14 protein-coding genes are annotated in these 12,495 nt (G+C 40.7%); 12 read left to right on the top strand and 2 right to left on the bottom strand.

Features of this window, described 5'->3' with window-relative positions; translation table 11 throughout:
- The first annotated feature begins 116 nt into the window (after window positions 1–116).
- The 11 genes from rpoE to ACLNCW_RS08240 all read left to right on the top strand — a co-directional run bounded on the left by rpoE (window position 117) and on the right by ACLNCW_RS08240 (window position 9,575).
- Window positions 117–704: a DNA-directed RNA polymerase subunit delta gene (rpoE, locus tag ACLNCW_RS08290; RefSeq protein ID WP_000418405.1), complete on the top strand. Its 588-nt coding sequence runs from the start codon at window positions 117–119 to the stop codon at window positions 702–704.
- A gap of 350 nt (window positions 705–1,054) precedes the next feature.
- Window positions 1,055–2,662: a CTP synthase gene (locus tag ACLNCW_RS08285; RefSeq protein ID WP_064276273.1), complete on the top strand. Its 1,608-nt coding sequence runs from the start codon at window positions 1,055–1,057 to the stop codon at window positions 2,660–2,662.
- Window positions 2,663–2,781: 119 nt separating this feature from the next.
- Complete coding sequence (locus ACLNCW_RS08280; protein ID WP_424845981.1) at window positions 2,782–3,855, top strand: N-acetylmuramoyl-L-alanine amidase family protein; 1,074 nt, start codon at window positions 2,782–2,784, stop codon at window positions 3,853–3,855.
- Between the two features lie 205 nt (window positions 3,856–4,060).
- Window positions 4,061–4,360: a DUF4651 domain-containing protein gene (locus ACLNCW_RS08275; protein WP_033684800.1), complete on the top strand. Its 300-nt coding sequence runs from the start codon at window positions 4,061–4,063 to the stop codon at window positions 4,358–4,360.
- On the top strand, window positions 4,357–4,674 hold the full coding sequence (locus ACLNCW_RS08270) for a thioredoxin family protein (RefSeq protein WP_261120668.1): 318 nt from the start codon (window positions 4,357–4,359) through the stop codon (window positions 4,672–4,674). Before ACLNCW_RS08275 ends, ACLNCW_RS08270 begins: the two co-directional genes overlap by 4 nt.
- Window positions 4,675–4,689: 15 nt before the next feature.
- Window positions 4,690–5,316 carry a YtpR family tRNA-binding protein gene (gene ytpR, locus ACLNCW_RS08265; protein ID WP_424845979.1) on the top strand — a complete coding sequence of 209 codons (627 nt, stop codon included), beginning with the start codon at window positions 4,690–4,692 and terminating at the stop codon, window positions 5,314–5,316.
- A gap of 41 nt (window positions 5,317–5,357) precedes the next feature.
- The gene (locus ACLNCW_RS08260; RefSeq protein WP_424845977.1) at window positions 5,358–6,119 is read left to right on the top strand and encodes an SDR family NAD(P)-dependent oxidoreductase; all 762 of its coding nucleotides are present in this window, start codon (window positions 5,358–5,360) and stop codon (window positions 6,117–6,119) included.
- A 77-nt stretch (window positions 6,120–6,196) separates the two neighbouring features.
- Window positions 6,197–6,592: a single-stranded DNA-binding protein gene (locus tag ACLNCW_RS08255; protein ID WP_000282464.1), complete on the top strand. Its 396-nt coding sequence runs from the start codon at window positions 6,197–6,199 to the stop codon at window positions 6,590–6,592.
- A 155-nt stretch (window positions 6,593–6,747) separates the two neighbouring features.
- A complete protein-coding gene (groES, locus tag ACLNCW_RS08250; protein ID WP_000917337.1) occupies window positions 6,748–7,032 on the top strand; it encodes a co-chaperone GroES in 285 nt (94 codons plus the stop codon).
- 15 nt (window positions 7,033–7,047) lie between these two features.
- Window positions 7,048–8,670 carry a chaperonin GroEL gene (gene groL, locus ACLNCW_RS08245; protein ID WP_000031580.1) on the top strand — a complete coding sequence of 541 codons (1,623 nt, stop codon included), beginning with the start codon at window positions 7,048–7,050 and terminating at the stop codon, window positions 8,668–8,670.
- A gap of 137 nt (window positions 8,671–8,807) precedes the next feature.
- Window positions 8,808–9,575, top strand: a complete 768-nt coding sequence (locus ACLNCW_RS08240) for an epoxyqueuosine reductase QueH (RefSeq protein WP_004258744.1) — start codon at window positions 8,808–8,810, stop codon at window positions 9,573–9,575.
- A gap of 70 nt (window positions 9,576–9,645) precedes the next feature.
- Here ACLNCW_RS08240 and ntdP read toward each other — a convergent pair whose 3' ends face one another.
- Window positions 9,646–10,179, bottom strand: coding sequence for a nucleoside tri-diphosphate phosphatase (ntdP, locus tag ACLNCW_RS08235; RefSeq protein WP_000775316.1), 534 nt, complete (start codon window positions 10,177–10,179; stop codon window positions 9,646–9,648).
- 88 nt (window positions 10,180–10,267) lie between these two features.
- The gene (gene recX / locus ACLNCW_RS08230; protein WP_084928121.1) at window positions 10,268–11,044 is read right to left on the bottom strand and encodes a recombination regulator RecX; all 777 of its coding nucleotides are present in this window, start codon (window positions 11,042–11,044) and stop codon (window positions 10,268–10,270) included.
- A gap of 37 nt (window positions 11,045–11,081) precedes the next feature.
- On the opposite strand from recX, the gene rlmD reads away from it, so the two are divergent.
- Window positions 11,082–12,437 carry a 23S rRNA (uracil(1939)-C(5))-methyltransferase RlmD gene (gene rlmD / locus ACLNCW_RS08225; RefSeq protein ID WP_424845974.1) on the top strand — a complete coding sequence of 452 codons (1,356 nt, stop codon included), beginning with the start codon at window positions 11,082–11,084 and terminating at the stop codon, window positions 12,435–12,437.
- The last annotated feature ends 58 nt before the right edge of the window (window positions 12,438–12,495 follow it).

Raw genomic sequence — 12,495 nt, 5'->3', positions numbered from 1 at the left:
TCTCCCCCTTAACCTTTGACTATTCTGCAAAATTATCGTAAAATAAAGAGTAAATGATAAAATGAGGTCAGAGTCTGTTTGCTCTGGCGATAGTAGTATAAATGAGGAGAAACGCTTTGGAATTAGAAGTATTTGCTGGGCAAGAAAAAAGTGAACTATCTATGATTGAGGTAGCGCGTGCTATCTTGGAACTTCGTGGTCGCGATCACGAGATGCATTTTAGCGATCTTGTAAACGAAATTCAAAACTACCTTGGAACATCAAACAGCGATATCCGTGAAGCCTTGCCTTTGTTCTACACAGAGTTGAACTTTGACGGTAGCTTCATCTCACTTGGAGACAACAAATGGGGTCTTCGTTCATGGTATGGTGTAGACGAAATCGACGAAGAAATCATCGCTCTTGAAGAAAATGACGACGATGAAGTAGCACCAAAAGCTAAGAAAAAACGCGTCAATGCCTTCATGGATGGCGATTCAGATGCTATTGACTACAATGCAGATGATCCAGAAGACGAAGATGCATACGAAGCAGATCCAGCTCTTTCATACGATGATGAAAATCCGGATGATGAGAAAAATGAAGTTGAAGCTTACGACGCAGAAATTAACGAGATTGCCCCTGATGACTTGGGTGAAGACGTGGATCTCAACGAAGAAGACGACGAGTTTTCAGACGATGATGCTGAAAACATCGAGGAATAAAAGTTAGCTATTGACAATTATCCTATTTTTAGGTATCATATTGTTCGGGCACCTCTTTTAGAGGTCGGAGCTCCCTAGTTCTTAGGGAGCTATTTTTGTTTTTTCAAGAAGTTATCTTCTTGTATTTTATACTCAATGAAAATCAAAGAGCAAACTAGGAAACTAGGAAACTAGCCGCAGGCTGTACTTGCGTATGGCAAGGCGACGTTGACGCGGTTTAAATTTGATTTTCGAAGAGTATTGGTTGTGAATCTGGTGCAGTCGTTCCAGATTATTCTTATTAGTAGGGTCTTGTTTTCTATGTCCCCTCGTAGTTAACAAGATCTTGAGCATTTTAGAAAGAGGAATCTATGTCTACGAAATATATTTTTGTAACTGGTGGTGTGGTATCGTCTATTGGAAAAGGGATTGTGGCAGCGAGTCTAGGCCGTCTCTTGAAAAATCGTGGTCTCAAGGTAACCATTCAAAAGTTTGACCCTTATATCAATATCGATCCGGGAACTATGAGCCCTTACCAGCACGGGGAAGTTTTTGTGACAGATGACGGAGCTGAGACAGATTTGGACTTGGGTCACTATGAACGTTTCATCGATATCAATCTCAACAAATATTCCAACGTGACAACTGGTAAAATTTATAGTGAAGTTCTTCGTAAGGAACGCCGTGGAGAATACCTTGGGGCAACTGTTCAGGTTATTCCTCATATCACAGATGCTTTGAAAGAAAAAATCAAGCGTGCCGCTCTAACGACTGATTCTGATGTCATTATCACAGAGGTTGGTGGAACTGTCGGGGATATCGAGTCCTTGCCATTTCTAGAGGCCCTTCGTCAGATGAAGGCAGATGTGGGTGCAGATAATGTCATGTACATTCATACAACTTTGCTTCCATATCTCAAGGCAGCTGGTGAAATGAAAACCAAACCAACTCAACACTCTGTCAAAGAATTGCGTGGCTTGGGAATCCAGCCAAATATGTTGGTTATTCGTACAGAAGAACCAGCTGGTCAAGGAATTAAAAACAAACTGGCCCAGTTCTGTGATGTGGCACCAGAAGCCGTTATCGAGTCTTTGGATGTCGAACACCTTTACCAAATTCCATTGAACTTGCAGGCACAAGGTATGGACCAAATTGTCTGTGATCACTTGAAATTAGACGCACCAGCAGCGGATATGACAGAGTGGTCAGCTATGGTGGACAAGGTCATGAACCTCAAGAAACAAGTAAAAATTTCCCTTGTCGGTAAGTATGTTGAGTTGCAAGATGCCTACATTTCTGTTGTTGAAGCCTTGAAACACTCTGGTTATGCCAACGATGCAGAAGTTAAAATCAATTGGATCAATGCCAATGATGTGACAGCAGAGAATGTGGCGGAACTCTTGTCTGATGCAGACGGAATTATCGTACCAGGTGGTTTTGGTCAACGTGGCACAGAAGGGAAAATTCAAGCCATCCGCTATGCGCGTGAGAATGATGTTCCTATGTTGGGTGTCTGCTTGGGAATGCAGTTGACTTGTATCGAGTTTGCTCGTAACGTTTTAGGGCTTGAGGGCGCCAATTCCGCAGAACTTGCACCAGAAACAAAATACCCTATCATTGATATCATGCGTGATCAGATTGATGTTGAGGATATGGGTGGAACCCTTCGTTTGGGGCTTTATCCATCTAAGTTGAAACGTGGCTCTAAGGCAGCAGCTGCTTACCACAATCAAGAAGTGGTGCAACGCCGCCACCGTCACCGTTATGAGTTTAACAACGCCTTCCGTGAGCAGTTTGAGGCAGCAGGCTTTGTCTTCTCAGGAGTTTCTCCAGACAATCGTTTGGTCGAAATCGTGGAAATTCCAGAAAATAAATTCTTTGTAGCGTGTCAGTATCACCCTGAACTTTCAAGTCGTCCAAACCGCCCAGAAGAACTCTACACTGCCTTTGTGACTGCAGCAGTTGAGAACAGCAATTAGCAAAATCAGAACCTTTGAGAAGAATCTCAGAGGTTTTTTACTTGCATATTTAGGATATGAGTTGCAAAATAAAAACATAGTGATATAATTAACATAATAAAAATTAAGGAGGATTTACAATGAAACAAATCACACTATTTAGTTTAGCTTTAGCAGGCCTAGCTTTGCTTGTTTCACCTCATTCAGGGCAGGCATTTGAGCTTAAAGAAGAATGGGTTGTTAAGTGTGGAGTGCAGTATCAAGATGGCAAGATTCTTCGGTTTAACAATGGTCATGAAGTGGATATCAAAGTCTTGGATTTACCAAAAACCGAGAAAATCGAGTGGACGGTTAGTCTCAATGGTCAAGATCAGACTGTCAATTTCCTAGGTCAAGAAAAGGATAAGTCTATGATTGGTATAGAAGGGCGTTACCTGAATTTCTATGTTCCATATGGCTATAGAGGAGATATCAAGGTAGAGGCCAAGAGCGGAAACGAAGTGAAGACCTGGTCAACGAAAGTTGTGGATGATATTCATAATGATAGTGGAAAGAGAGGCTACTATCGTCTTGAAGAATCAAATGATCAATACACCTACCTCGATGCTAAATGGGATTATCAAACCAAGACCTACACTGCTACCTTACCAGAGACTGTCAATGGTCAAAAAGTCTATGCTTGGGCAGATTATGACAATGGCGAGTTGAAACTTGAAAAACTAAAATCTATCAGTCACAAATATGATGGAGGATCTTTCAAAGAACTTTATCCGATTGTAAAAGCAGAAAGCTGGCTAAAATCAAACCAAAACTGGTACTATCAAAAACAGGGTCAATTAGTGCAGAATGCTTGGGTTAAAGACAAGGGAACTTGGTACTTTATGAATGATAAAGGAGTCATGTTCAATCAAACTTGGCTTTATCAAGGTAGCAATTGGTATGCCTTTAAATCATCAGGAGCTATGATTGCTAGTGGTTGGCTTTACGACCAAGGCAAGTGGTACTATTTATCAACTTCAGGCTCTATGAAAGCAAGCGCTTGGGTTTATGACAAGGGAGAATGGTATTATGTAAGTTCTTCTGGTGCCATGATTGCGAATGATTGGGTCAAAGATAATGGCAAGTGGTATTATCTGGCTTCATCAGGTAAGATGCTTCGCAATACCTACACGCCTGATGGTTACTACGTTGGCAACTCAGGTGCCTGGCAATAAGAATAATACTCTTCGAAAATCTCTTCAAACCATGTCAGCTTCCATCTGCAACCTCAAAACAGTGTTTTGAGCAACCTGCGGCTAGCTTCCTAGTTTGCTCTTTGCTTTTCATTGAGTATAAGAAGTCCTTTTCCTTAAAGGAAGGGACTTTTTACTTGCTTTTCTGCTGCTTCCTCATTTGTCCTAAAGCCTTTTTTGTGTTAAAATGAATGGTATGAAAGCTAAAAAAATGTGGATGGCAGGCTTGGCTCTGCTAGGTATTGGAAGCCTTGCCCTTGCTACGAAAAAAGTTGCAGATGACCGTAAGCTCAGGAAGACTCAGGAAGAGTTGACAGCGATTGTGCGAGACCATTTTTCAGACATGGGGGAAATTGCGACCCTCTATGTTCAAGTCTATGAAAGCAGTCTAGAGAGCTTGGTTGGTGGCGTCATTTTTGAGGATGGCCGTCATTATACCTTTGTCTATGAAAATGAAGACCTAGTCTATGAGGAGGAAGTCTTATGATACAACCAGCAAGTTTAGAAGAATTAGCATCTTTAGTAGAAAAAGATGGCAAGAAGGTTTTTCTTTTTGTGGCGGACTGGTGTGGCGATTGCCGTTATATCTATCCTGCCTTGCCAGAAATTGAGGAGACCAATCCAGAGTTCACCTTTATTCGGGTGGACCGAGACCAGTACATGGATTTAGCCAAACTCTGGGATGTTTACGGAATTCCTAGCCTTGTAGTTCTAGAAAAAGACAAGGAAATCAGTCGTTTTGTTAATCGCGACCGTAAAAGCAAGCAACAAATTAACGACTTTTTAGCAGGACTGAAATAGGAGAAAAAGGAAACAATGATTTTTACATATAACAAAGAACATGTCGGTGATGTCCTTATGGTCATCGCGAAAAATAGCGGAGATGCCAAATTAGATGTGGAGCGCAAAGGCAAGGTAGCTCGTGTTTTCCTCAAAGATAATGGGGAAACAGTGGCGTGGAATATTTTCGAAGTTTCAAGTTTGTTTGAAATTGAAGAGCGCGGTCAAGTCTTTTTGTCTGATGAACAAGTAGCTCGTTTGAACCAAGAATTGCAGGCGGAAGGTTTTGCAGAAGAAATTGTCAATGACAAGGAACCTAAGTTTGTTGTTGGTGAAATTGTCGAGATGGTAGCCCATCCTGATAGTGACCACCTTAACATCTGCCAAGTTGCAGTCGCGAGTGACAAGACAGTGCAAATCGTTGCAGGGGCTCCCAATGCGCGTGTCGGGTTGAAAACCATTGTAGCTCTTCCAGGAGCAATGATGCCCAAAGGGAATCTCATTTTCCCAGGTGAGCTTCGTGGTGAAAAGAGTTTTGGCATGATGTGTAGTCCTCGTGAATTGCATCTGCCAAATGCTCCGCAAAAACGTGGTATTATTGAATTATCAGAAGACCAAGTTGTCGGAACTCCATTTGATCCAGCTAAACACTGGACTGCCTAAGAAGTTGTTAGTATCTGATAGACCAGCTAGAAGGAAATAAGATGGCAAAAAATGTTGTGATTACAGGAGCGACATCAGGTATTGGTGAAGCGATTGCGCGTGCTTATCTGGAGCAGGGTGAGAATGTCGTTCTAACTGGACGACGGACAGACAGACTAGAAGCCCTTAAGTCGGAGTTTGCAGAAGCCTTCCAAAATCAAACTGTCTGGACCTTTCTACTAGATGTCACGAATATGACCATGGTGAAGACTGTCTGCTCTGATATAATAGAAACGATAGGCCAGATTGATATTCTGGTCAACAATGCAGGCTTGGCACTAGGTTTAGCACCCTATCAGGATTATGAAGAGCTGGATATGTTGACAATGTTGGATACCAATGTTAAGGGTTTGATGGCGGTTACTCGCTGTTTCTTGCCAGCAATGGTAAAAGCCAATCAAGGACATATCATCAATATGGGCTCAACCGCAGGAATTTATGCCTATGCAGGTGCAGCAGTTTATTCAGCTACCAAGGCAGCAGTTAAGACCTTTTCAGATGGACTGCGAATTGATACCATCGCAACGGATATCAAGGTGACAACCATTCAGCCTGGAATTGTCGAAACAGATTTTTCTACAGTACGTTTTCATGGTGACAAAGAGCGGGCTGCGACGGTTTATCAGGGAATCGAAGCCTTGCAAGCTCAGGATATTGCAGACACAGTAGTCTATGTGACCAGTCAACCTCATCGTGTGCAGATTACAGATATGACCATTATGGCCAATCAACAGGCGACAGGTTTCATGGTTCATAAAAAGTAAAAAATTTCCTCGAAAAGTTACAAATTTCTGTAACTTTTTTTGATTTCCTACGAATAGATAAGTAGGAGGAAGAAAATATGTATAATAAAGTTATCATGATTGGGCGTTTGACGTCTACACCAGAATTGCACAAAACCAACAATGACAAGTCAGTAGCGCGAGCAACTATCGCTGTGAACCGTCGTTACAAAGACCAAAATGGGGAGCGCGAAGCTGACTTTGTCAATATGGTTCTATGGGGCAAACTAGCAGAAAGCTTGGCCAGCTACGCAACTAAAGGTAGTCTTATCTCTGTGGATGGAGAACTTCGTACCCGTCGTTTTGAGAAAAATGGTCAGATGAACTATGTGACTGAAGTCCTTGTGACAGGATTCCAACTCTTGGAAAGTCGTGCTCAACGTGCCATGCGTGAAAATAATGCAGGACAAGATTTGGCGGATTTGGTTTTGGAAGAGGAAGAATTGCCATTTTAAGCATTAAAAAGTCTGAGTTGGTCTCAGGCTTTTTATATTGAGAAAGTCAGACTTTTTTCTTGACTATTTCTGACCAAGTGATACAATAGAACTATGAATTAGCACTCAAGTGTAAAGAGTGCTAATGATATCTATCTCATTATGGAGGAAATCAGATGTTGAAACCATTAGGGGACCGTGTGGTCTTAAAAGTAGAAGAAAAAGAACAAACTGTTGGAGGTTTTGTCCTCGCAGGTTCAGCCCAAGAAAAAACCAAAACAGCTCAAGTTGTGGCTACTGGACAAGGTGTTCGTACCTTGAACGGTGACTTGGTTGCTCCAAGTGTTAAAGCTGGAGACCGTGTCTTGGTTGAAGCACACGCAGGTCTTGATGTCAAAGATGGCGATGAAAAGTACATCATCGTAGGCGAAGCTAACATCTTGGCTATCATTGAAAAATAGAAGGAGAAAGTAAGTATGTCAAAAGAAATTAAATTTTCATCTGATGCCCGTTCAGCTATGGTCCGTGGTGTCGATATCCTTGCAGACACTGTTAAAGTAACCTTGGGACCAAAAGGCCGTAATGTCGTTCTTGAAAAGTCATTCGGTTCACCCTTGATTACCAATGACGGTGTGACTATTGCCAAAGAAATCGAATTGGAAGACCATTTTGAAAATATGGGTGCCAAATTGGTATCAGAAGTAGCTTCTAAAACCAATGATATCGCAGGTGACGGGACTACGACTGCAACAGTCTTGACCCAAGCTATCGTCCGTGAAGGAATCAAAAATGTCACTGCAGGTGCCAATCCAATCGGAATTCGTCGTGGGATTGAAACAGCAGTTGCCGCAGCAGTAGAAGCCTTGAAAAATAATGCCATCCCTGTCGCTAATAAAGAAGCCATCGCTCAGGTTGCTGCTGTCTCTTCTCGTTCTGAAAAAGTCGGTGAGTACATTTCTGAAGCCATGGAAAAAGTTGGCAAAGACGGAGTCATCACTATCGAAGAGTCACGTGGTATGGAAACAGAACTTGAAGTTGTGGAAGGAATGCAGTTTGACCGTGGTTACCTTTCACAGTACATGGTGACAGATAGCGAAAAAATGGTAGCTGATCTTGAAAATCCATACATTTTGATTACTGATAAGAAGATTTCAAATATCCAAGAAATCTTGCCACTCCTAGAAAGTATTCTCCAAAGCAATCGTCCACTCTTGATTATTGCGGATGATGTTGATGGCGAAGCTCTTCCAACTCTTGTTTTGAACAAGATTCGTGGAACCTTCAACGTAGTAGCCGTTAAGGCACCTGGTTTTGGTGACCGTCGCAAAGCCATGCTTGAAGATATCGCCATCTTAACAGGCGGAACAGTTATCACAGAAGACCTAGGTCTTGAGTTGAAAGATGCGACAATTGAAGCTCTTGGTCAAGCAGCGAGAGTAACTGTGGACAAAGATAGCACGGTTATCGTAGAAGGTGCTGGAAATCCTGAAGCGATTTCTCACCGTGTTGCAGTTATCAAGTCTCAAATCGAAACCACAACTTCTGAATTTGACCGTGAAAAATTGCAAGAACGCTTGGCGAAATTGTCAGGTGGTGTAGCAGTCATCAAGGTCGGAGCTGCAACTGAAACTGAGTTGAAAGAAATGAAACTCCGCATTGAAGATGCCCTCAACGCTACTCGTGCAGCTGTTGAAGAAGGAATCGTTGCAGGTGGTGGAACAGCCCTTGTAAATGTTATCCCTGCCGTAGCTGATTTGGAATTAACAGGAGACGAAGCAACGGGTCGCAATATTGTTCTCCGTGCTTTGGAAGAACCTGTTCGTCAAATCGCCCACAATGCAGGATTTGAAGGCTCTATCGTTATCGATCGTTTGAAAAATGCTGAAGTTGGTACAGGCTTCAATGCAGCAACTGGCGAATGGGTTAACATGATTGATCAAGGGATTATCGACCCAGTTAAAGTGAGTCGTTCAGCTCTACAAAATGCAGCATCTGTAGCCAGCTTGATTTTGACTACGGAAGCAGTCGTAGCCAATAAACCAGAACCAGCAGCCCCAGCTCCAGCAATGGATCCAAGTATGATGGGTGGGATGATGTAAGCTTTCTATAGAAAACAACTTATAAAAAACACAAAAGGAGGGAATGGCTATTCCTCCTTTTTATGATATTCACTTCTAAATAGATTTGAGCTCTCCTAACTTATATGATAAAATAAGACTATAAAAAGGAGAAGAACATGATCGATGTAGAAGAAATTCTGAGCAAGATGAACCTCAATCAGAAGATTAATTATGACCGTGTCATGCAGAAGATGGTACAAGTATGGGAGAAAAATGAGCAACGGCCAACCATTCTCATGCACGTTTGCTGTGCCCCTTGCAGTACCTATACCCTCGAATATTTGACCAAGTATGCAGATGTGACAATCTATTTTGCCAATTCTAATATCCATCCCAAGGCAGAATACCATAAGCGTGCCTATGTGACTAAAAAGTTTGTCAGTGATTTCAATGAGCGAACTGGCAATAGCGTTCAATACCTAGAAGCTCCTTATGAACCTAACGAATATCGTAAACTGGTTCGAGGTTTGGAAGAAGAGCCTGAAGGTGGCGACCGTTGCAAGGTTTGCTTTGACTACCGACTGGATAAGACAGCTCAAGTGGCTATGGACTTGGGCTTTGACTACTTTGGCTCAGCCTTGACCATCAGTCCTCATAAGAATTCTCAAACCATTAATAGTATCGGAATCGATGTGCAAAAAATTTATACAACCCACTATCTTCCAAGTGATTTCAAGAAAAATCAAGGCTACAAACGTTCGGTAGAGATGTGTGAAGAGTATGATATCTATCGTCAATGTTATTGTGGATGCGTCTATGCAGCCCAGGCTCAGAATATTGATTTGGTTCAGGTTAAGAAAGATGCCACAGTTTTCTTGCTGGATAAGGATGTTGAAAAAGACTATTCCCATATCAAATTTACAGTTACAAAATTAGATATATAAGGATAAGCCTAGCTGTAAAGCTGGGTTTTTAAAATAAAAAAACCGGGGTCTTACCCCCAGTTTGACAACTTTACCGATTCTTTAGTTCTACATAGCGCTTGTACCAAATGTTTACATAGGCTTCTGAGAAAGGACCTCGTCCATTGTTAATCCAATCAACAAGAATTTTGACATGTTCTTTTAAAATATAGTCCAAGTCATCAGAATAATTCATTTTGCGTTTGTGACGCTCATACTCCTCAACGTCCAAGAGACGTTTCTCTCCATCTGTAAAAATTTTAACATCCAAATCGTAATCAATATACTTCAGTGCTTCTTCATCCAGATAGTAGGGGCTAGCCATATTGCAATAGTAGGAAATTCCATTATCGCGAATCATGGCAATGATATTAAACCAATATTTCTTGTGAAAGTAAACAATAGCCGGTTCTCGAGTGACCCAACGACGACCATCACTTTCGGTAACCAGTGTATGATCGTTGACACCAATAATGGCGTTTTCTGTTGTTTTTAGTACCATGGTGTCCCGCCAAGTTCGGTGGAGACTCCCATCATGCTTATAACTTTGAATTGTAATAAAGTCGCCTTCTTTTGGAAGCTTCATAACTAACCAACTTTCTACAATTTATAAGTTTATCATTTACTATTGTATCATAAAATTACCTAAAATCTGTGAATTTTACATGAAAATATTAAAGATATTCTCTGAGAGCGCTTGCTATATCCGAAAAATCGTATCCTTTTCGTGCTAAAACTTGAGTTAAACGCTGTTTAAGTTCGTATCCTTCATATTTTCGGGCATACTTAGCATATTGCTTATCAAGTTCCTTGAAGATGAGTTCCTGAGTCGTTTCTTGGTCAACTTGACTATCCAACTGATCAAAGGCACTTTTAGCATCAGAATAGGAAAAACCCTTGTTGGTCATATTCTGGATAATCTTATCTTGCAAGGCACGAGCTGGAAGTTTTCCTTCATATTTTTTCAATAGTTTATTAGCTACACGTTGAGCAACTTCAGAAAAATCAAATTCTTTCAAGTTCTCTTCTATAGTAGATTTTGGAACCCCTTTTTGTGTTAGTTTCTGAATCAATACATAAGGTCCCTTGTCTCCTGAAAGCTGATTGGCGTTGATGATAGCATAAGCGTACTGAGCATCATTAATCCACTTATCTTCTTTAAGATTAATAATGACTTGAGAAACTACGTTTTCATCAATATCGTATTTTTTCAGATATTCTCTGACTTCTTTTTCAGTGCGAGCTTTAAAGGATAGGTGGTAGAGAGCTAGATTTTTACCGTAAGAAAATTTGGCAAAGTCCTGAATCTCTTTCAATTCTTCTTCACTTATCACCTTATCTCTTGATAACATAAAACGAACAATAGTATCTTCAGTAATGTAGCATTTGTCGCCATTATCAAGCTCCATCAGATAGAGTCTTTTTTTCTTTTCAAGTTTTGTGATTTTCATAGTTCTATTATAACTCAAAATGTGATAAGATAGGGGTATGAATCTGAAAGTGAAACAAAAAATACCATTAAAAATCAAGCGCATGGGAATTAATGGTGAGGGAATCGGCTTTTATCAAAAAACATTAGTCTTTGTGCCTGGTGCTCTCAAAGGTGAAGATATCTATTGTCAGATTACTTCTATTAAACGTAACTTTGTTGAAGCAAAATTACTAAAGGTTAATAAGAAGTCTAAATTTCGAGTTGTGCCAGCTTGTACTATTTATAATGAGTGCGGAGGCTGCCAAATCATGCACCTGCATTATGATAAGCAGCTAGAGTTCAAGACGGACTTACTTCATCAAGCGCTGAAAAAATTTGCTCCTGTAGGATATGAAAACTATGAAATCCGCCCAACTATTGGAATGCAGGAACCAAAATATTACCGTGCTAAGTTACAATTTCAGACTCGAAAATTTAAGAATCAGGTTAAGGCGGGCTTATATGCACAAAACTCTCACTATTTAGTAGAGTTGAAAGACTGCCTGGTACAAGACAAGGAAACCCAAGTGATTGCTAATCGTCTAGCAGAATTGCTTACTTATCACCAGATTCCAATCACGGATGAGAGAAAAGTTCTAGGTGTTAGAACTATAATGGTCCGACGAGCAAGAAAGACTGGACAGGTTCAGATTATTGTTGTTACAAACCGCCAGCTTAATTTAACCCTGCTGGTAAAAGATTTAATTAAAGATTTTCCAGAGGTTGTGACAGTAGCTGTTAATACAAATACAGCTAAAACCAGTGAGATTTATGGTGAAAAGACAGAGATTATATGGGGAGAAGAGAGTATTCAAGAAGGTGTACTCGATTATGAATTTTCACTATCTCCTAGAGCTTTCTATCAACTAAATCCTGAACAAACAGAAGTTCTTTATAACGAGGCGGTAAAAGCCTTGGATGTAAATAAAGAAGACCATTTGATTGATGCTTATTGTGGAGTTGGAACTATTGGATTTGCTTTCGCAAAGAAAGTTAAAACATTAAGAGGTATGGATATTATTCCAGAAGCTATTGAAGATGCCAAGCGAAATGCTAAAAGAATGGGATTTGACAACACACATTACGAAGCAGGAACAGCGGAAGAGATTATTCCTCGCTGGTATAAGGAAGGCTACCGAGCAGATGCTCTGATCGTAGATCCACCACGTACAGGTCTGGATGATAAGTTATTAGATACTATTCTTACCTATGTACCAGAAAAAATGGTCTATATTTCTTGCAATGTTTCGACCTTGGCTCGTGATTTGGTGAGGTTAGTAGAAGTCTATGATCTCCATTATATCCAGTCGGTCGACATGTTCCCACATACCGCTCGAACTGAAGCAGTGGTAAAATTAATTAAAAAAGTTTAAAAAAAGTGTTGACAAGTCTGAAAAAGTCTGTATAATAGTAAGAGTTGAAAACAACTCT

The sequence above is a fragment of the Streptococcus sp. CL6.22 genome (genome assembly GCF_049738055.1).
GTDB classification, from domain to species: Bacteria; Bacillota; Bacilli; order Lactobacillales; family Streptococcaceae; genus Streptococcus; species Streptococcus mitis_DJ.
This window is presented reverse-complemented; position numbering and strand designations above follow the sequence as displayed.